The 19,135-nt window shown below is 59.8% G+C and carries 17 protein-coding genes and 2 pseudogenes; 11 read left to right on the forward strand and 8 right to left on the reverse strand.

Annotation, left to right across the window (positions count from 1 at the left end):
* Nucleotides 1-296: transposase domain-containing protein (locus AWB65_RS29315; protein ID WP_235007831.1), on the forward strand; the 296-nt coding region annotated here is incomplete at its 5' end.
* A 169-nt stretch (nucleotides 297-465) separates the two neighbouring features.
* Here AWB65_RS29315 and AWB65_RS29320 read toward each other — a convergent pair.
* Nucleotides 466-1,248, reverse strand: a pseudogene (locus tag AWB65_RS29320) (Mu transposase domain-containing protein); the annotation flags it as partial.
* Nucleotides 1,249-1,307: 59 nt separating this feature from the next.
* On the opposite strand from AWB65_RS29320, the gene AWB65_RS29325 reads away from it, so the two are divergent.
* Both AWB65_RS29325 and AWB65_RS29330 read left to right on the forward strand, forming a co-directional pair.
* A complete protein-coding gene (locus AWB65_RS29325; protein ID WP_159907847.1) occupies nucleotides 1,308-1,562 on the forward strand; it encodes a DUF5372 family protein in 255 nt (84 codons plus the stop codon).
* Between the two features lie 188 nt (nucleotides 1,563-1,750).
* On the forward strand, nucleotides 1,751-2,203 hold the full coding sequence (locus AWB65_RS29330; protein WP_087660878.1) for a helix-turn-helix domain-containing protein: 453 nt from the start codon (nucleotides 1,751-1,753) through the stop codon (nucleotides 2,201-2,203).
* 174 nt (nucleotides 2,204-2,377) lie between these two features.
* Here the strand turns inward: AWB65_RS29330 and AWB65_RS29335 are convergent, their stop codons facing one another.
* Nucleotides 2,378-3,736 carry a sensor histidine kinase gene (locus AWB65_RS29335; RefSeq protein ID WP_087670481.1) on the reverse strand — a complete coding sequence of 453 codons (1,359 nt, stop codon included), beginning with the start codon at nucleotides 3,734-3,736 and terminating at the stop codon, nucleotides 2,378-2,380.
* A 2-nt stretch (nucleotides 3,737-3,738) separates the two neighbouring features.
* On the reverse strand, nucleotides 3,739-4,398 hold the full coding sequence (locus AWB65_RS29340) for a response regulator (protein ID WP_087670466.1): 660 nt from the start codon (nucleotides 4,396-4,398) through the stop codon (nucleotides 3,739-3,741).
* Nucleotides 4,399-4,540: 142 nt separating this feature from the next.
* Between AWB65_RS29340 and AWB65_RS29345 the strand changes: the two genes are divergently transcribed.
* The 4 genes from AWB65_RS29345 to AWB65_RS29360 all read left to right on the forward strand — a co-directional run bounded on the left by AWB65_RS29345 (nucleotide 4,541) and on the right by AWB65_RS29360 (nucleotide 8,764).
* Nucleotides 4,541-5,008: a PepSY domain-containing protein gene (locus AWB65_RS29345; protein ID WP_087670467.1), complete on the forward strand. Its 468-nt coding sequence runs from the start codon at nucleotides 4,541-4,543 to the stop codon at nucleotides 5,006-5,008.
* A gap of 108 nt (nucleotides 5,009-5,116) precedes the next feature.
* Entirely contained in the window at nucleotides 5,117-5,587 is a 471-nt protein-coding gene (locus AWB65_RS29350; protein WP_087670468.1) for a DUF2271 domain-containing protein, read from the forward strand.
* A gap of 8 nt (nucleotides 5,588-5,595) precedes the next feature.
* The gene (locus tag AWB65_RS29355) at nucleotides 5,596-7,812 is read left to right on the forward strand and encodes a PepSY domain-containing protein (protein ID WP_087670469.1); all 2,217 of its coding nucleotides are present in this window, start codon (nucleotides 5,596-5,598) and stop codon (nucleotides 7,810-7,812) included.
* Nucleotides 7,793-8,764: an FAD:protein FMN transferase gene (locus tag AWB65_RS29360; protein WP_374729770.1), complete on the forward strand. Its 972-nt coding sequence runs from the start codon at nucleotides 7,793-7,795 to the stop codon at nucleotides 8,762-8,764. Before AWB65_RS29355 ends, AWB65_RS29360 begins: the two co-directional genes overlap by 20 nt.
* Before the next feature lie 254 nt (nucleotides 8,765-9,018).
* On the opposite strand, the gene AWB65_RS37665 is transcribed toward AWB65_RS29360, so the two are convergent.
* The 5 genes and pseudogenes from AWB65_RS37665 to AWB65_RS29385 form a co-directional block, all read right to left on the reverse strand.
* Nucleotides 9,019-9,141, reverse strand: a complete 123-nt coding sequence (locus AWB65_RS37665) for a hypothetical protein (protein ID WP_268808266.1) — start codon at nucleotides 9,139-9,141, stop codon at nucleotides 9,019-9,021.
* Nucleotides 9,138-9,347: a hypothetical protein gene (locus tag AWB65_RS37160; RefSeq protein ID WP_235007832.1), complete on the reverse strand. Its 210-nt coding sequence runs from the start codon at nucleotides 9,345-9,347 to the stop codon at nucleotides 9,138-9,140. The genes AWB65_RS37665 and AWB65_RS37160 overlap by 4 nt, the downstream gene beginning before the upstream one ends.
* A gap of 241 nt (nucleotides 9,348-9,588) precedes the next feature.
* Nucleotides 9,589-10,305, reverse strand: a complete 717-nt coding sequence (locus AWB65_RS29370) for a cytochrome b/b6 domain-containing protein (protein WP_087660864.1) — start codon at nucleotides 10,303-10,305, stop codon at nucleotides 9,589-9,591.
* 54 nt (nucleotides 10,306-10,359) lie between these two features.
* Nucleotides 10,360-10,706, reverse strand: a pseudogene (locus AWB65_RS29375) (DUF1924 domain-containing protein).
* Between the two features lie 874 nt (nucleotides 10,707-11,580).
* Nucleotides 11,581-12,600 carry an IS110 family RNA-guided transposase gene (locus AWB65_RS29385; RefSeq protein WP_087670482.1) on the reverse strand — a complete coding sequence of 340 codons (1,020 nt, stop codon included), beginning with the start codon at nucleotides 12,598-12,600 and terminating at the stop codon, nucleotides 11,581-11,583.
* A gap of 443 nt (nucleotides 12,601-13,043) precedes the next feature.
* Between AWB65_RS29385 and AWB65_RS29390 the strand changes: the two genes are divergently transcribed.
* From AWB65_RS29390 to AWB65_RS29405, 4 genes are all read left to right on the forward strand, one after another.
* Complete coding sequence (locus AWB65_RS29390; protein WP_087670471.1) at nucleotides 13,044-14,000, forward strand: universal stress protein; 957 nt, start codon at nucleotides 13,044-13,046, stop codon at nucleotides 13,998-14,000.
* Nucleotides 14,001-14,240: 240 nt separating this feature from the next.
* Nucleotides 14,241-16,943 carry a cation-translocating P-type ATPase gene (locus AWB65_RS29395; protein ID WP_087670472.1) on the forward strand — a complete coding sequence of 901 codons (2,703 nt, stop codon included), beginning with the start codon at nucleotides 14,241-14,243 and terminating at the stop codon, nucleotides 16,941-16,943.
* Nucleotides 16,944-17,009: 66 nt separating this feature from the next.
* Nucleotides 17,010-18,194 carry an AI-2E family transporter gene (locus tag AWB65_RS29400; RefSeq protein WP_087670473.1) on the forward strand — a complete coding sequence of 395 codons (1,185 nt, stop codon included), beginning with the start codon at nucleotides 17,010-17,012 and terminating at the stop codon, nucleotides 18,192-18,194.
* A gap of 504 nt (nucleotides 18,195-18,698) precedes the next feature.
* Nucleotides 18,699-19,118, forward strand: a complete 420-nt coding sequence (locus AWB65_RS29405) for a DUF1924 domain-containing protein (RefSeq protein ID WP_087660774.1) — start codon at nucleotides 18,699-18,701, stop codon at nucleotides 19,116-19,118.
* Nucleotides 19,119-19,135 lie beyond the last annotated feature (17 nt).

Below are 19,135 nucleotides of genomic sequence, written 5' to 3' on the forward strand. Positions count from 1 at the left end.
CCTGTATAGCGGATGCCAGCGATAATGAACTTCGACTTCCTGCCCGATATGGGCAGAATGAACGGGCAATAGCCACCGCGAGAAAATCGTGGCTGTTCAGCGATACGGAAGCCGGTGCGAAAGCAAGCGCGATCGTCTACAGTCTGATGCTCACGTGCCGAGCCTGCGGCGTCGAACCGCATGCCTGGCTGCTGCACGTGCTAACCGAGTTACCGCAGCGGCCCCCGGACGCTGACATTCGCGACCTGCTGCCGTTCAACTACGCCAAGCGGCAGGCCGAGACAAGCGTCAGCTGACGCAGCGGACACGCTCCGATCATCGCGTTGGCGCGCAAGCCATCAAGACCGCTAGACGCAGCCATGCTTGCCCTTCGCTTGCAAGTGATTCCCTGTTCGGTGTGCTAAAACTATCGCTTACGTTGTTTGAGCAGCGGAGTCAGATCAGGGATGGGGTGCATGGCTGGCCTTATTGGAGAATGGTTTGTGTGTTGCGGCAGAAACGGCCCCCTTCGGTGTAGGTGCTCGCCAGCGCATCAAAGGCGTTTAACAGCGTTAGCTGATCCAATCCCTTTTGCAGAATGGTTTTAACCGCGGTGTAATGCGGCGTGCCGTAGTGGTTTGCGCGCGAGCAAGCAGCTTCGAGTCGGACCGCGCCATATTTCTCTTTGAGCCGCAACACGCCTTGCACCGAACGCATCTTGATCAGGACCTTGTCGCCGAAGAGCGCGTGGACGAGGGCGTAGCAGGCGGGTCCGATCTGCTCGGCACATGCCAGACACCACTGGGTATCCTGCAGTTGCCACGCCTGAGCGGCGGATGGCAAATGAACGTCTACTGTGCAACGCCCGCCTGGACGAGTAAGACGCACGTGAGCGGCAACAGATTCCTGCCCACGGTATAGCGTCACCATGGTGTCGGTCGCCTTGAGCCATAATTCCTGGCCGACCAGGCGATATGGGACCGAGTAAAAGCTCTGCTCGAACTGAACATGAGCGTCCCGGTGGACCTTCCCCTTAGCCCAAACTGCGAGCTCCGGCGGGACGTCTGGCAAGCTGATCAGCAGGCTTCGTTCAACCTCCGCGAAGCGCTTCAGGGGCATCTCGCGCGTAGTACCATGAATACGGCTGCCGGCCTCGTTCATCACCCAGGCGTGTATCTGGCGGTTGGCATCGGCGAGGCCACGGAACTCGCGTAAGGGCAAGAAGCCGCGCTTCACGTATTTGACTCCCGATTCCACGATTCCCTTCTCGCAAGTCAGCAACTGTCTGTCATGAGGAACGTCGCGCAGTCAAAGGCGCGTCCTTCGAGATTACCCATCCATTCCACCCAGCACGTGGAAATCGCTTTGTCCTGGTGAGTCGCAAGCAGAACTGGGGTGAAGATCGCGTGATGTACTTCGACGCACACAAGCGTCTGCGCTCGGTGTTGGCATCCTGGACCGATGTCCCGGAGCCAGATCTGTTCGCGCAAGCCTCTGGTGGACAATCCTGGTTTAGAACTGACGATCTGCTTCGATTGCGTGCGCTTGTTGACGATTTGTTGGGAGCACGCGATGTCAAATAAATTTCGCCGTTTACGTAAGGATAAATATGCCGCTGTCGGAATGACCGCGGAGTCAATGGCTCGCGATAATCTTTATTTGATTGCGCGACCTAAGGATATTTTAAGAATAAGCTTGGTCACCGAGATACTTGACTTACCCATAGTTAAGGCGTATTTTATTTGCCAATGTGTCAACGAGCGATCATGTAATGACCAGGCCACCGTCAAAGCGCGATCGACTACGCGAACTTGGTGCTCTCAATCCTCATCCCGACCGAATACGGGCGCCATGGTTTCGATCGGGCGATTTCTTCGATCCCGACGATCTTGTTCAGGTCAAGTACGAGATGTTGCGTCATGTTCGGGTCGATGGAGCTTCCAAGGCCGAGGCGGCCGCCCTGTTCGGAATGTCCAGGCCAACGTTCTATCAGGCAGAGAGCGCCTTTGCGAGCGAGGGGCTGCCAGGGTTGCTTCCGAAACAGCGCGGGCCCAAAGGCGCGCACAAACTCAACTCGGTGGTCATGGCGTTCATCGAGGAGCGTCTACAGCAAGATGGCACCATGCGCGCTCGCGCGCTGGCGCAGGAGATCGAAACCTGGCTGGAACTGTCGATCCACCCACGCAGTATCGAACGCGCGTTAGCACGCAAAAAAAAACCGTAGACGATTCGCCTCAATTCCGTCCGCCATCGTCACCCGGCCATGCGAGCATTCTCGCCTCACGTCCGAGATCGTCGCCACATCTCCCCCCAAGCTGCCAGCGACGAGACGATACTCTCGGACGTGGCATGCGGTTTGTCTAATGGGCGCGCATGCGATTTAATGCAGCCTTGGCTGTCAGATGCTACTGCGAGAGGTTGGTGGCGAATCAGGTATTGCCAGTCCATCCACGACGGCTTCAAAGCCGTCGGGCATGCCCGCAGCTGGCGAAACTAGTGTGAGTCGTGCGCCCGCCGCCTGGGCGATCGCATTGACAATCGCCAGCCCCAGGCCGCTTCCCTTCGCTGTTGTGGTCCCGCGTTCGAACGGCTGGCTCAGGCGCGCGAGCGTCTCCGTGGGTACGATAGGTCCTCGGTTCCGGACGCTCAAGGTGCCGCCGCTCGTGAGCGCGATACGAACGGCCGTTGCGTCCGTACCGTGCTTGACAGCGTTTTCAATAAGGTTGCGCGCGAGAATGGCGAAGGCGTCCTGGTCGATGCGCGACAATACGGGTTCATCGGGCAGGGTCAGTGCGAGCTCATTAGATCGTGCAATGCGCCGGACATCGTCGACCACGAGTTGAAGGACGGGCCGCAAGTCTTGCGGGATATCAGAGAGGACGCGGGCGCCTTCTGCCCGGGCCAGTTGCATGAGCTTTTCGCTGAGCCGCGCGAGCGTCTGCAAAGTGGTCTCGACGCTTCGCGCACGTTGCTCGATTGGCGTGCCTTGTGCCTCGGCTATCAGGCGCTGCGTTTGCGCAAGTGCTGCGGCAATCGGCGTGCGAAGCTCGTGTGCACTGTTGGCGGTGAAGCTGCGCTCGGCGCTCAGTGCCCGGTCCAGCCGCTGCATCAGGTCGTTGACCGCGTCAGCTATGGGCTCAATTTCCGTGGGCATGCCGGCCTTGGCGAGCGCCGTGAGATCGTCACGGCCTCTAGCGCCAACACCCTCGCAAAACCGGCGGATCGGACGCAATCCCGTCTTCACGATTAGCCACGTGCCGACGAGGCCAAGCAAGATGAGAACAAGGAGCGGCTCGATCACCGCAAGTGCGGCCCGAGTGCTGACGTGACGGCGCTCAACCAGGGGTTCAGCAATCGCGAGCCGGACCGTTCCTTGCAGGACCGTTTCCGTATAAATCCGGTGGCTGGCCGTCGACATGAAGCCTGCCTTCAGAACAGCCGGGAAGACCCCAGGGTCCGCGTCATGAGACTGCAGGACGGTCTTGCCGGTTTGGTCGCGCACGATATAGGTGAGCAGCTCGTCGTGCGCCCGCACAGCCGCTACACGCTGTCCGGTGCTGCCTTGCGTATTTAGATCAAGGATATCCGTGAGGGCCAGCGGCACGAGCCGCTGCGCCGTCTCCTGCAAGGCGCTGTCCGAGATCCGGTCGATTTCGGTTTGCAGGACACGAAACGCCGCTGCTCCCACAAGGAGCGACAGTGTGGCCAGACCAACGGCAAGCGCTACTGCGAGGCGCGCCTGGAGGCTGTGTAGCATCGCTAGCACTGCCTCAGTTTGTAGCCGAGGCCACGCGCCGTCTCGATCAGGTCGCCCCCCAGCTTCTTGCGCAGCCGGCTCATGTGCACCTCGATAGTGTTGCTGCCGATTTCGGCGTTAAACGAGTAAAGACGCTCTTCCAGCTGTGCCTTTGAAAGAATCATGCCCTGTCGCTGAATGAGCGCCTCGAGCAATGCCCATTCGCTGGCGGTAAGGGAAATGGACCGGCCTTCTCGACGGATGCTGTGGGCGGCCAGATCGATCTGCAAATTGCCCAGTGTGACAAATGGGTTGGGATTGCCTGAATACCGGCGCGCAACTGCGTTGACGCGCGCGGTGAGCTCGGATAGATCGAATGGCTTGACAAGATAGTCGTCGGCGCCAGCGTTTAATCCGGCGATGCGGTTGGCGACCTGGTCGAGCGCCGTCAGGATCACCACGGGTACCGATGAGCCGGATACACGCAATTCACGCAGAAAATCGATTCCCTTGCCGTCCGGCAGCAGCAGGTCCAGCAGGATGAGATCGTAGTTCGCGGCTTGCACGTAGCGCCGGGCGTCGCCCAGGGTCGTGACGTAGTCGGTGGAATGCCCGTCCCGCGTGATCTGGTCCCGAACGGCTTGGCCGAGCAGCGGATCGTCCTCGACAAGCAGTACTCTCATGCGATAGTCCCGGCGGTTGTTATCGCAAACTGTGCTACGTCAAGCTTACGCCAGGCTGAAGAAAAATCTTTTCGTTCGCAAGGCTGGCTTCAGGTATGGGCCGCATTGTAGAGCCTGTCAGGACAAAACCACACTCCCCGTCATGAAACGACCACCGCTCCGAAGAAGCATTGCCATCGCATCCCTTGTCGCGCTATGCGCCGGAATCGCCCAGCTGGCGCAGGCAGACGACGACTGCACCGCACCGCTCACGAACTGGAAACCGGTCAGCGAGATCGATGCGCTAGCCAGAAAACAAGGCTGGAACGTGAGTCGGGTCAGGACGGATGACGGTTGCTACGAGATCCGTGGACTCGACGCGCAGGGGCGGCACTTCAAAGCCAAAGTCGATCCGGCCACGCTCGCGATCATCCGGCTGAAGACCGATGGCGACGCCCGGGACGAGCGCCACGGAGAAGACGGCGGTGAGCACGAGGACCGGAGCGGCCCGCGACCGGGTGCGGCAGGACCGCGCGCGCCCAACGACAAACCGGGCAACGCGGCAAGCGGCGTGCAGCCATCCAATGGGCTATTGACCCCGGGGAGCCGGCCGCAGGTTCAGATCCGCTGACCTGCGAGAACCGTCGTCGCAACACGCTTTCGTCATACGCAAATCAACCCTGACGCCGGGTAAGTGTGCTGTCTCGCCCGGCGTAGCCACTATTGAAGAGAACAGGTCATGAAATACACATTCCCTATTGCAGCGCTTGCCGGAGCACTTGCGATTCCCTCGCTGGCGTTCGCCCGACCCGTCACGATTGAAGCGCAATTGACCAATTACGGCGGTGACGGTGCGTACGTGGTGATGTACGTCACCGACCGGGCTGGCCGCTATCAGGGCACGCTGTGGATGGCAGGCGAGAAGGCGAAGTATTACAGGCACCTGAGCGCCTGGTACCGGATGACGGGAAATGGCGCGGCAAGGATCGACGGCATTACGGGTGCGAGCGTTGGTGCCGGCAGGACGCTGAAGGCAACGCTCGATCTTGCCGATACGCTAATCGACGCCGGCTACGAAATTCACGTGGATACCGCAGTGGAAAACATGAACGAGAACCCGTCCGAGGTGGTCGTTCCATTGACGACATCGGGAACCGGAAAGTCCGTCAGAGGGCGCGGCTATGTGAAAGCGTTTCGCTACACGTTGTGAGGAACGCCATGCTTCGCAAGCTTCATTCGTTGCCCGGACTGATCGCCGCCATCGTCCTGATGGTCACGGCGATCTCCGGTGCGATGCTGTCTCTGAACCCTGCGATCGAACGCGCAGGTGTAATTCAGGTTAGCCAGCATTCGCTCGACGCCGCGACGCTCGCCGCACGTGTGAAGGCCCATTACCCCGGCCTCGAGAAAATCGTGCGAAAGCCCTCGGGCGCCGTCATTGCCTATTACTCTTCAGGCGGCGAGTCTGGCGCCGCTAGCATCGATCCCGTGACAGGTGACGGTATCGAACCTTATACGCCATCGACCACCATGCGCTGGCTGACCAATCTGCATCGCAAGCTGCTCATAGGCGATGCCGGGCGCGTCGCAACCGGCGTCGGGGCAGGTTTGATGCTGCTGCTGGCCGCATCCGGCCTTGCGCTACTCGAACGCCGTATGGGCGGATGGGCGAAGCTGTTCGGCCGCATTCGGGGTAGCGGTCTGCAGCGAATCCACAATGAGGTTGCCCGCGTCGCCATTCTCGGACTGACGCTCTCGGCTGCAACAGGGCTCGTCCTGTCGTTGACGACCTTCGAGGTGATCCCCGAACGAGCCACGGCGCAACTTCCATTTCCGGCCTCCGTGAGCACCGGCGCCCCGCTTGCAGTGAATCGCGTTGCTGCGCTGAGGAACGTCGATGTAACTGACCTGCGTGAACTGATGTTGCCCTCCCCCCAGAACTCGGGCGATGTCTACACGTTGCGGACATCGAGCGGCACCGGCTACATCGACCCGTCGTCGGGGAAATGGCTCGCGTGGCAGCCCAATGACGCGTGGCAGCGTTTTCACGAGGTCGTGTTCATGCTGCATACGGGCGAGGGGCTGTGGTGGCTCGCGCTGATCCTCGGGCTTGCGAGCGCGTCGGTGCCGGTTTTGGCGATTACTGGAGTATGGCTATGGGTGCGGCGTCGCCGCGCGACGGTAAAAGTTCCAGACAACGTGAGCGCGGGTCAGGCCGATACGGTCATTCTCGTGGGAAGCGAAGGAAACAGCACCTGGGCGTTCGCTGCCGCAATTCATCAGGCGCTGACGCGCTCGAATTTTCGCGTGCATATAGCGCCGATGAACGATCTTTCCTCACGCCACTGCAAGGCGCAACGCCTGATCGTACTGACTTCGACGTATGGCGATGGTGAGGCACCGTCCAACGCCACGCAGTATTTGAGCAAGCTCGCGAGCATGAACGACTATGTTCCACCAACGTTTGCCGTCCTCGGTTTTGGGGATCGCCAGTTCCCCCATTTCTGTGGTTATGCGCAAACCGTGCACGATGCGTTGATCGCCAAAGGCGGCCACGCGCTCATCGAGTGCAGCAGCGTTGACCGGCAGTCGAAGAGCACGTTCAGGACGTGGAGCGAGCGACTGGGTATCGCACTCGACGTGCAACTCGACGTGCGCTACCAGCCGTCGCTACCGCGCACCGTCTCCCTGACGCTTGTGGAGCGCAAGGACTATGGACCCGACTCTGGAAGTGTCACGTCGGTGTTGCGCTTTGTCCGCAGCACACCGCGCAATCGGCGGTGGCACACCCCGCTGCAAAGGGCTCTGCCGTCATTCGACGCAGGTGACCTGCTCGGGGTGATCCCGCCCGGCGACACCGTGCCGAGGTTCTACTCGCTCGCGAGCGCTTCGCGAGATGGTTTTATCGAAATCTGCGTGCGCAGGCATGCGCATGGGGCCTGCTCTGGCTATCTGACAGCTTTGCAGCCCGGCAACGCGATTCAGGCGTTCATTCGCCGGAACCCTGCGTTCAGACCCGCGGCGGGAGAGGCGCCAATCATTCTTATCGGCGCAGGGACGGGCATCAGCCCATTCGTCGGCTTCATCCGGCAAAACTCGGCGGGGCGGCCCATGCATCTGTATTTTGGTGCCAGACGCTCAGGCGAGGCGTTCCTGTACGACGAAGAGTTGCAGAATCTGGTCGGCAACCGCCGGCTGACGGCTTTCAAGACCGCCTTCTCGTGCCCCGTACGGAAGACCTACGTGCAGGAGCGACTCATGGCCGACGCGCCAACGCTTCGTGAACTCGTCGCCAGCGGAGCGCAGATCATGGTGTGCGGAGGCAGAGACATGGCCAACGGCGTGGCCCGAGCGTGGGAACACATTCTGGATGGCTCCGGCCTTTCCGTGAACGAGATGAGATTGAAGGGAAGATATGTCGAAGATGTCTATTGAAGGACCGATGGCCGGTTGTCCCGAGCGCTATACGTTCAACGGACCGACGATGGGCACCCGATACAGCGTGCAATGCTACGCGCCGGCGGGGTTGGACCGCGCCCTGATCGTTTCTAAACTGGATGCGGCGGTACGAGCGGTAGACGAGGAAATGTCGAACTGGAAGGACAGTTCCGATTTGACACGGTTGAATAGAGCCGAGCCCGACGTCTGGGTGCCGATATCCCGCAATCTTGCGACGGTGCTGGTGCGCGCGACGGAGATGGGGCGCGAGACAGACAATGCGTTCAACGCAGGTGTCGGCGATGTGGTGGATCAGTGGGGCTTCGGCCCGTCAAACGCGCCGCGGCCATCCATGCGGGAAGCCTCGCGCGAACGACCCCGACGCCCGCTGGTCGAACTGCTCGACGTCGACGTCGAGCAGTGTCGCGCTCGCAAGCAGGCGCACGTGAGCCTCGACTTGTGCGGTATCGCCAAAGGCTTCGGCGTAGACGAATTGGCGCGTGTGCTGGACAGTCATGACGTTCGGTCGTGGCTTGTCGGAATCGACGGTGAGATGCGTGCGCGAGGCACAAAGACTGGCCAGGCACTGTGGGCAATCGCAATCGAGCGTCCCTACTACGAACGCCGGGAGGCGCTCGGCGTGATCGAACTCACCGATATCGCGGTCGCAACTTCAGGGGATTATCGTCACTGGAGCGAATGCGAGGGCAAGCGCATCTCGCATGTCGTGGATCCGCGCACAGGTGAGCCTTTATGCAACAGGGTCGCGTCGGTCACAGTGCTGGCGAGGTCCTGTATGGACGCGGATGCTTATGCAACCGCTCTCATGGTGTTGGGGCCTCAGAAAGGCCTGGATTTCGCACGCCGCAAGCAACTGGACGCACTTTTTCTGCTGCGCGATGGCGCACAAATACTGGCGATCGGCACGGGTCTGTTCGATGCTCCATAAGGGGCTCTGGTCGCGTCTACCCACCCTAGGCAGGCAATCGTCAACACGTGGTGCCAGTTTCAAGGGTATGGAAGTACGCGGCGGATAAAATGCTTCTCGATCTCGCCAAGAGCAAACACGACACACGAAAGCAGCAGACATATCTCCAGTCTAGCCATATCAAGTGCGGTCGTCCGGAAAACGGTTCTTCAGCAAGGCAATCAGGAGGCTCTCCGACCGTATAACCTCGCACCTCCCTTACCTTCCGGGACTCTCTACCCGCGCGCACTGACATCAACCGCGTCACCGGCCGCGCGCAATGCAGCGTTGGCTATCACCAGCAGGCCTGCATCGTGATTGCGCAGGGCGGCCTCGATTTCGACGAAAGCGATATTCAACTTCTTCCGCTCGGGCTTGCTAACTTCCCACATTCTGAAATCAGATCAGCTTCCCGCTTCAGGCGTTTGATCAGCTCTGCTGCGCACCGACTATCGAGCGTACCGTCGCGCACAAATGCGTTGATTTGCGTCGTTAATGTCGTCAGCGTCGCTTCCGTCGATTCATTCAGGTTCATAACTTCATCAGACTTGGGTCTCAAGCTCACTTATGTTCTCCGGCTTGCACCTGGTATGCGTCGGGCAGATTGGAACGTGCCGCACTGCGCTTTCAGTTGAGCTACGCGTCGCGGCGACGGCTCTAAACATCGCAGTATGGCTCCCGTCCGGGTCGCGTTCACCGGATTCTTCTACGGACGTTATCGTTCTCCCGCCTGTTATGCGAGGCGATGAGGCATGGACCATGCAGGTGGGGCGACGACGGTTCGGACTGGCTTGCCCTCTCTGAACCTAGTCAGCGTCGTCATGGTTTTGCTGGACACTTGGCTTCTGTCCGGCCCCGCCATTCACCGGTGCGGACTGCCACTGGACCCACCAGAAAGCGATCGTCAGGGATAGGAGGACGACACCCAGGATTCTCCAGGATGACTGAATGCCTTCTTCGGGGCGGCCTGTCTTGTTGCCTGTAATCATCGAGAGGACGAGATTTTCGCGGTGCAGAAAACTTCCCAGAATGACACCGAGGACATGGATCACGACCACGGCCAACATAAGATTGGCAGCGATCCCGTGAAGGTCCTCCATGGAATCGGGCGTAGCGTTGTTGTAGGCGGACCATCCTGTTGCAGATACAGCTATTGCGAGAATCAGTAGAGCGACGATGGCTATACCGCCGGCCGGATTGTGGCCGACAATTCGCTCGTGTCGCCCTCTGATCACCCCAGACAGATACGTGCAGACAGCAGTTGGACTGCGAACGAAGCTTGAAAATCGGGAGTAACGAGTTCCGAGTATTCCCCACACGATGCGAAAGGCGACGAGGCCCGTCATGGTATAGCCGAATGTCACGTGAACGAGCCGCCAGCGCTCGCTATCGCCCGTCGCGTAAGCGATTACAAAGCTGACGACCATGAGCCAGTGGAACACGCGCACGGGAGCGTCCCAAACCAGGATGCGAGTTAGTTTGGGCGTGTCTTTGTCACTTCGGGATCCGTGTGAATCGCTCATCAAAGTTTCCTTTTTCAGCCTAGGTATGACAGGCGAGGCGGTTCGACGCGCTTTTTACGGCCTCAGGATGTCGGCTTTTTCGCTCACTGTACATTTCCGACCGACTACATCGCTGCAGTTGCAGCGAAACCATTTGTCCGACTCTCTCGCGTCGGTGAAGCGCTCGGGATTGAAAGCGGGCGCGAGCGCACTGGTTTCTTTACCTGTGACTGCGTGATTGCCTGTGCCTGTCGGCCTCGCGCCATGACATGAAGCACAACTCCATTCGTGTCCATGCGGCTCGTAAAGAACTGCTCACCGCGCAATGGAACAGCAGGAGAGCCGGACTGAGCCGTGTAGGTTGCCAGCAAATCGTCCGGAGCCGCGCCGTGACCCGGCAACGTTCCGGCGGCTAAGGTCATAACAATCGGCCAATACGGATATTAGGGCCATTGTTTAGGCGATTGGCTTCCATATCGCTGATCCCGTCTGAATGCGCGTTGGCAAACGGAGAAGCGGCGTCATCGACGTGTCGATCGCTATCGCACATCCAGTCTAGTCGTGCAGACACGTCGGAACATGACGTAAATCAATCGAAAGCAAAGGAGAAGGTCTTATACGTAGCGTATAGACTGTCTTTTGAAGGGTATGCCTAGACGATGCTTCCGTCGGGCGTTTTCCGCGATCATCACGGAGTCTCTTTATGAACCAGCGAGTCAGCTCCAATTCGCCTTCGGCCAGTTTCAGCCGGCTTCTGCTTTGCGTAGATTCGAGTATCGCGTCCATCCATGCGGCCACCTACGCCTGTCAACTGGGCGTCGCAGGCGTCCAGGTTCGTGTTGTGAGCGTGCTCGAAAACCCCCGGGCGATACTCTCCGCGCACTCGACAACCGGGCTGAATATCGCGGCTTTCTCCGACGAGTTGAGAGAATCCGCGGACGTCGCGTTATCGAACGAGCGCCCTGACAGTGGACTGAGCCATACTCAGCATGGCTTTGCCAGACGCGAAATAAAGTCGTCTACATGAACGTCCCCCTTTGCGCCAGACTTTCGAGCCTTCTGATAAACAGGATGGGCTGCAGCTCTACATTCGGCCTTGTTGCAGCCTTGTTCGCTGCGGGCCCCTATGAAATCCGCTGACTCACGCCTCATTCACTTCGCGAGCTTGTCATGCTCAGACGACTTTTCAGGCTCGGTGAGTCCCAGGTCCTACCCGTTTTGTCATTAAACTTGAATGCCACCGCAACTTTTGACGTTCCATCCCTTCCAACAAAACCTTCCGACAGACCGGCGAAGTCAGGCCGGCTTGACGCTTGCGTAGTCCTTTCGGTATGAACGTTGATGCGCCAGCATCGCCCAGATTATCCGGGCAAGTTTATTGGCCATCGCCACGATGACGACGTTCAACGGACGTCGCTGTTTCATCTGCGTCACCCATGAACCGGGCTCTTTCACGCGATAGATGATGCTCCGCGCGCCGTGAACGAGCAAAGTCCTGAGATAGGTATCGCCGCGTTTGCTTATGCCCTGTAGCTCGATCTTGCCGCCGGAGCCGGTCTGTGCTGGCACGAGACCAAGCCACGCTGCGAACTCGCGGCCAGATTTGAAGGCTTTCGCGTGACCCATCGTTGCCACTGCAGTTGTTGCGGTGAGCAAACCTACGCCCGGGATCGTCGCGATTGCTTTGGCTGCCTGATCGTCCTTCATCCACTCCTGCAACCGACGCTCGATCTCGCCGATCTGCCGATCCAGGTCCTCCAGCCCCTTCCATTGCTCACGCAACGTATCGATCAGTATCGCAGGCAGGCGTCCTGACAATCTTTCCAGAACTCCCGCGACCGCCCTGTCCAACGCCGCCCGACCGACGCTCATCACCTCGCCGTATTCGGTCAACAATCCGCGCAGGCTGTTGATCTGCATTGTGCGAAACTTCAATAGTTGCTGGCGCATGCGATGCAGTGCGAGGACTGCCTGCTGGGCTTCGGTCTTTACGGCAACTTCCTTGCTGTCCATCTGCGTGGCCATCCAGATTGCGCGCGCATCGGCCGCGTCGCTTTTGTTGCGGATGTTGAATGCCTTGACGAATTTCCCAGGCATCAGTTTTACCTTGTGGCCCATCTCGATCAACCGGCGCGCCCAGTGTTGAGACCCGCTGCAAGACTCCATACCGATGAGACACGGGTGGCGATTGGCGAAGTACTCGAGAAACGCCGCTCTCTTGATAGGCCTGTTTACGATCTCACCGGTTTCAGGATCGACCCAGTGAACCTGCATTACGTTTTTTGCGATGTCCACACCCACGATCGTATGCGTCATGACAGATCCCCTTATTTCGGCTGAGTAAGCCCCTATGATCATCGATTTATAGATTCGGTAGCGATCGACGCCGATAGGTGCATCACCGACGCGGAACATATCGATGGGTGGGGGACGTTCATATCATTCACTTCGCTCTGCGGCCTTTGATGCACGCCCGCTAGCGGTGGTCGAGGAATATTGCGACCGGCGTATGACGAACGCCCGGGCAGCGCGCGGCCATAATCAGCCGCTTGCACGCGAGATTTCGCTACTTAAAAGCGTTCATGGGGACGGATCGTTGTCTATCATTCCTTGGAATCGCGGCAACGGCTTACGGTCACGCAAGGTGTTTACCCGCTCGCGCGCCGGACCTTGACGTGTGTCAAATGGCCGCGAAAGCAGATTGAGAAGATAGGGTATCGACGCCAGCGACATTTCGCGTGTCGCACGGAGACCGGATCGTGACTACAGCGAATACCAGCAGCACTGCCACATCCGGAATCAAACGGATACTCATCGGAGTTGAGTCGTCACCCGTGTCCGCACGTGCGGCGGCGTACATTCGCTACCTGGCGGTACCTGGAGTAAAGGTGCGCATCATCAGTGTCGCCGAGAATCCTCGTACCCTGCTGCCGCTAGGCTCGATTGCTGAGGCCGGACTGCAGACCGTGCGCGAGGAACTGTTCCGCGAAGCAAGCGAAGCGGCTGCTCATGCAGAAGAGTCGCTCGCGCAATGCAATTGTGATGTCGAGGCGGATGTAATTGAGCTTTCGACGCATAGCGGCGACACCGCTAAGGTTTTGATCGATGCAGCAACCGAATGGAAAGCCGATCTGCTCGTCGTGGGTGCGCGTCAACGCCACGGCCTATTGCGGTGGGTCGAAGGCACCGTATCCGAGCCCGTGACAACGCAGACTCCCTGCTCGATCCTGGTTTTTCCCGCAAGCTATGACGCCGAGATACCCGAGTCCCCGCGCCGCATCCTGTTCGCGCTTGACGGAAGTCTTGCATCCCTGGACGCCATGCGATCTGGACTGCAATTGGCGCCACCGGAGGCACATCTGCGCGCCGTCTACGTCATTGACCGAGCTGTCCGGCTGACTGACTTTATACCGATTCATCTTCTTGAGGATGCGTTCATCGAAGAAGGTAGGACCGCGCTGGCCAATGCAGAAGGAGTCTTCGCCGATTTGTCCAACCACGTTGAAACTGGACTTCTCCGTACGAAACCGACAAGCGATGACGTGCCCCACAAGATTGTCCGGGAGGCTGAGCGGTGGCGCGCCGACCTGGTGGTCGTCGGCACACACGGTCGACGCGGTCTCGCCCGCTGGTTTCTCGGAAGCGTCGCAGCGCGAACCGCGCGCATCACTCCGACCCCGCTATTGATGGCTCGTTCGAGACCGGGCTCCGGATGAATGAGAGAGATCGGATTCTCTTTGCTCGATGCCTGAGTGCACGAACATGACGCATGCCGTTTCGAGTGGCGTCAATCTTGGCTCGATAGTCGCGCACCGCGTTAGGCTCGACAGCATCGAGACGTCTTACGAGTTGTTTGGCCATCAGCGCGGCGGCGTGCTGAAGGTCGCGACCGCGCCTAAACCTATGAAGCAGACAGCACTCGTTGCGTGCCGACGTCGGTCGGCGGGTCCCGCATCATGACTCAAACCCAGGCGCCCGTGACACCGCACACACTGGACGCCGAGGTGGTAGCGGCGCTGCTCGAGGCGTGCCCTGAAACCGGGCTCAGCGCCCAGGAAGCGCTTGAACGCTTGTTGCGTGTGGGCCCCAACCGTTTGCCGCAAGTACCTGCACGCTCGCCTTGGCGTGTGCTGCTTGCGCAGTTCCAGAGCATCCTGATTCTGATCTTGCTGGGAGCGGTGGTCTTGGCAGCGTTGGTCGGCAGCACAAAGGACGCCGTGGTGATCCTGGCCGTGGTGCTGATCAATGCGCTCGTCGGCTTCTACCAGGAGTACCGTGCCGAGCGCAGTCTGGCCGCGCTAAAGTCGATGCTGCCCAGTAAGGCCCGTGTGCGGCGCGACGGCGTCACCCACGAGATCGCTGCCGACGAGGTGGTACCAGGCGACGTCTTGCTGCTCGAGGCGGGCGACCGCGTGGCGTCCGACGGGCGCCTCTGGCTGGCCGCCGGGCTGGAGATCGACGAATCGGTGCTGACCGGCGAGTCCCAGCCGGTCGGCAAGCAGACGGCTCTGCGAGTGGCGGCCGACGCCCCGCTGGGTGACCGGCTCAATCTGGTGTACATGAATACGCTGCTTACGCGCGGACGGGCGGAGGTCCTGGTCACGGCAACGGGCCCGAGCACGGAGATGGGGCACCTGTCGCAAGAGTTGGCAGCCACCGTGGAGGTCGCCACGCCGCTGCAGGTTCAACTGGACCGGCTCGGCAAACGCCTGGGTGCGATCGCGCTGACACTGGTGGGATTGCTCTCCTTCCTGCAGTTACTGCGTGGAGTGGGTCTCGTCCACGTCGTGCTCGATGCGATCGCGCTGTCGGTCGCCGCGATGCCCGAGGGCCTGCCAGTGGTGGTGACTGTCACCCTCGCGCTCGGCATGCACAAAATGGCGCGCCAGAATGCAATCGTCAAGCGCCTGGCCAGTGTCGAGACGCTGGGGTGCACCACCGTCATTTGCTCCGACAAGACGGGCACGCTGACGCTCAACCAGATGACCGCGCGCACCTTCCTCTATAGCGGGCAACGCTTTGAGGTGTCCGGTGAGGGCTATCGGACACAAGGCGAAGTCAGGACGTCGACGGGCCAGACCATCGACGTCGACCTTGCGCCTCTGCTAGTGCCGATGGTGGCCTGCAACGACAGCCGCTTCGATGACGGCAAGGCGATCGGCGACCCGATGGAGGCGGCGTTGCTGGTGCTTGCTGCCAAGGCTGGCGTCGTGCGGGACACCGTCGAGCGCGCGCTGCCGCGTGTGGCCGAGTTGCCATTCGATTCGACGCACAAGTTCATGGCCACCTTCCATCGTGATGGCGACCAGATCAAGGTCTTCGTCAAAGGTGCGCCCGATGTACTGCTGGCTCGATGCACACGGTGGAAAGTGGCCGGTGTCGAAGCGGCGTTTGGTGTGCCCGAAGCCGCCACGGTCGATGCGGACTATCAAGCCCTTGCCGGGCGCGGACTGCGAGGTCTGCTGGTCGCATCGCGCACGCTGCCTGCCGCAGCGTTTGACGTGTCCTGCGATCTCTCGGCCTTTGTCGCCGAACTGGACTTTGTGGGTCTGATCGGATTGATGGATCCGCCCCGGCCCGAGGCGATGCAGGCAATCTCCGAGTGCCGCCAGGCGGGCATCGCTGTCAAGATGATCACTGGCGACCATCAGGCAACTGCATTGGCGATCGCTTCCGAACTCGGACTGCACGGCCGCGCGGTTTCAGGCACAGACATTGACCGCATGGACGCAGCGCAACTGGCCGCAGCAATCGCTGATGTCGCCGTGTTCGCCCGCGTTTCCCCCTCTCACAAAGTGAAGATCGTGCGCGCTTTGCAGGCCAAGGGGCACGTCGTGGCGATGACTGGGGACGGCGTCAACGATGCGCCGGCGCTGAAGCAGGCGGACATCGGCGTTGCAATGGGTATCAGCGGCACAGCGGTGGCCAAAGAGGCCGCCACCATGGTGCTGACCGATGACAACTTCGCTACCATCGTTCGCGCGGTGCGACAGGGCCGCACGCTGTACGACGACATTCTGAAATTCGTTCGTTTCCAGCTCTCAACAACGATAGGGGCGATTCTGAGCGTGTTCTTTGCCCCGCTGGCGGGCCTCCCGGAACCGTTCACCGCCTTGCAGATCCTGTGGGTGGCCATCATCATGGACGGACCGCCAGCGGTATCGCTTGCGATGGATGCCGCGCGCCCCGGCATCATGAGCGAGCCACCACGCCAGCGAGATGAATCGGTTCTTCCCTTGGCACGGCTGGTGCGGATTGCCGCCTACGGAGTCACGATGATGGTGGGCACACTGGCAGTGTTGTACTACGGCATGCGGACGGGCAGCGAGGCGCGTGCCCTGACGATGGCATTCACGACCTTTGTGCTGTTTCAGTTCTTTAACGTGTTCAACGCGCGCAGCGAAAACGGCTCCGCGTTCAACGCGGGCTTTTTCGACAACAGAATGCTGTGGATGTCCCTGATCGGCACTCTGGCGCTGCAATTCGTCGCTGTGCACTGGGCGCCGGCTTCGCGATTGTTCGGCACGACTGGCATGGCCTGGACTGACTGGGGGATTGTCATTGGTGTGGCATCTACGGTCCTACTGTTCGAAGAGACCCGCAAGCTGGCAGGTGCGAGCGTGAGACGGACGTCGCGGCATGACGCGCTCCATCGATAGTCACGGTCAGCGTCGCGTTCGCAGCCGATCCGATCAGCGTGCACGAACGCATGGCGAGATAGCGCGATGAAGAAAACAAGGATGGTGCCTGGCCTTTCGTGGTTGCCTGCCATCGTGATTCTCCTGCTGGGCGCGATGGTTTTTCGTCCGTTCATCGAACCGGTGCTTTGGGCGCTGATTGTCGCCTATGCCACTTGGCCGATGCACCGCTCCGTCCTCCGGATGCTGCACGGACAGGCGCTCCTGAGTGCATTAACGATGACCCTTTTGGTCGCGCTGGTGTTCATCGGCATCGCTTTGGCCGTCGCCATACCATTGACGCGAGAGACGGTCGAGCTCGCCCATCGTTTGTCTATGTGGAGCGGGCGCGAACCAGAGCGGATTGCCTCGTTGGCCGCAGAAATTCCCGTCGTCGGCGAGAATCTGTCTACGCTCATTCGCGAGTTGTCTGCGCGCAAGAATGAACTCCCATCGCTCGGCGGCGGCTGGATGCGCAATCTTTCAAGAATCAGTCAACTGGCTGGCCGCAATGCGTTCCAGTTCGTCTTCACCCTCTTCGCGCTTTTCGCCGTCTATCGACACGCTGTATGTTTGTCCGTCCGTGTGCGCGAGCTCGCTCACTTGTTGGTGGGTGGGAGAGTCGATGATTACGTGGCATCGCTTAGAAATGTTGCGCACGCTGTTCTGATAGGCGTGCCCTTGACGGCGATGGGCCAGGCGGCGCTCGCCGGCATCGGCTACTGGTCGGCGGGCGTGGACGAGCCACTGCTGTTGACTTTGCTTACTGCCGTCGTCGCATTGATTCCCTTCGGCGCGCTGCTCGTCTGGTTGCCGACGGGTGTCGCGCTGCTCATGGAAGGCAACGTGTGGGGCGGAATCGGCCTGCTGCTTTGGGGGGCGCTAGTGGTGAGCTCGATCGACAACGTGATTCGGATGTTCATCGTGGGCAACGCGGTACGCATGCCATTCGTGCTTGCACTGCTGGCGTTCGTGGGCGGACTGGCAGCGTTCGGATTAATTGGTCTATTAATAGGGCCGCTCGTGGCAGAGATGCTGCGATTACTATGGGATGAGCATGCGAGAACGTTATCGCGCCTAGGCTCGCGCCGCGGTTATGGAGCAAGTGTTGCCGCCCGCCAACGACGATCGTGCTCCGTCCGGTATCGCCGTGCGCCGACTGCGGCGCGTGTGATGATTCGCCGAAAATCAAAGGAGGGCCTTATGTTGGTCTCGAGTCGAGACAACCAGTGAGCGCTGTGGGCGCTAATTTCCTCTACTACATATGACCTGGGTCAAGACAGCGACTGCTGACTGGCTGGACACTTTCCCTGCTCGTCGACGAACACATCTCTAGTTACATCGGATCTGCGCGAACCACCGTAGCCCGGTGACACCTGCGTGATTTGCGCCGACGCTATGAAAAAGACTCAGTTCTCTGTCAGGTTACCGGTCGTAGCCGGGACGGTAGCGATCGCGCTCGTTATATTGATTGGGTTTGTTTTGGTATATACCGTACTCGTCACCATGTGCTAACGGGCTAGACAAGGAGCAAAGGAACGAACCGGGACGCGAACGAGAGATCGTGGATGACAGGATGACAAGGCGCCGCCCAGAGCGGACGCTATGATTTACTTTTTACTGCGCGTGCTACCTCCTCACGTCGCTTTGGCACGCTGTCCAGCACACAAGCGAGGATCTGTTAAGAATGCGGTAAGAAACGCTGCCCAAGATGAATGGTAGCTACCGGAGATTCTCGTGAGCAGATCATTCGTCCCGTCCTTGACACTGCGCCGCCTATTCCTACTGATACTGACCGTCGCTGCTGTGTATTCAGCCAACGCTGCAAGTCCCGGTGAGGTTCTGGACGGATACCGAATCCAATCGGGAGGTGCGGAGCCGGCACCATCTCGCGGCCGGGATTTTTTTGATCTTCCACATGGACGTCAGTGGAGTTGTGCGTCCTGCCATGGGGCGGTGCCTACGCAGATGGGTCGCCACGTTGTCACAGGAAAGGCGATTGCGCCCTTAGCTCCGGGATTCAACCCGGAGCGTTTCACGGACACCGCAAAGACGGAGAAGTGGTTCCATCGCAACTGCGGCGATGTCGTCGGACGCGAATGTAGCGCTGCAGAAAAGGCGGACGTGTTGGCTTGGCTCTTAACTCTCAAGCCGTAGGGAATTTCTAAGTAGTG

Source organism: Caballeronia humi (assembly GCF_001544475.1).
Lineage (GTDB): Bacteria > Pseudomonadota > Gammaproteobacteria > Burkholderiales > Burkholderiaceae > Caballeronia > Caballeronia humi.

Excerpts from the sequence above, each read along its gene's own strand:
- AWB65_RS29330 (WP_087660878.1), top strand. The coding sequence starts at position 1,751 with ATGACCAGGCCACCGTCAAAGCGCGATCGACTACGCGAACTTGGTGCT.
- AWB65_RS29335 (WP_087670481.1), bottom strand. The coding sequence starts at position 3,736 with ATGCTACACAGCCTCCAGGCGCGCCTCGCAGTAGCGCTTGCCGTTGGT.
- AWB65_RS29340 (WP_087670466.1), bottom strand. The coding sequence starts at position 4,398 with ATGAGAGTACTGCTTGTCGAGGACGATCCGCTGCTCGGCCAAGCCGTT.
- AWB65_RS29345 (WP_087670467.1), top strand. The coding sequence starts at position 4,541 with ATGAAACGACCACCGCTCCGAAGAAGCATTGCCATCGCATCCCTTGTC.
- AWB65_RS29350 (WP_087670468.1), top strand. The coding sequence starts at position 5,117 with ATGAAATACACATTCCCTATTGCAGCGCTTGCCGGAGCACTTGCGATT.
- AWB65_RS29355 (WP_087670469.1), top strand. The coding sequence starts at position 5,596 with ATGCTTCGCAAGCTTCATTCGTTGCCCGGACTGATCGCCGCCATCGTC.
- AWB65_RS29360 (WP_374729770.1), top strand. The coding sequence starts at position 7,793 with ATGTCGAAGATGTCTATTGAAGGACCGATGGCCGGTTGTCCCGAGCGC.
- AWB65_RS29370 (WP_087660864.1), bottom strand. The coding sequence starts at position 10,305 with ATGAGCGATTCACACGGATCCCGAAGTGACAAAGACACGCCCAAACTA.
- AWB65_RS29385 (WP_087670482.1), bottom strand. The coding sequence starts at position 12,600 with ATGACGCATACGATCGTGGGTGTGGACATCGCAAAAAACGTAATGCAG.
- AWB65_RS29395 (WP_087670472.1), top strand. The coding sequence starts at position 14,241 with ATGACTCAAACCCAGGCGCCCGTGACACCGCACACACTGGACGCCGAG.
- AWB65_RS29400 (WP_087670473.1), top strand. The coding sequence starts at position 17,010 with ATGAAGAAAACAAGGATGGTGCCTGGCCTTTCGTGGTTGCCTGCCATC.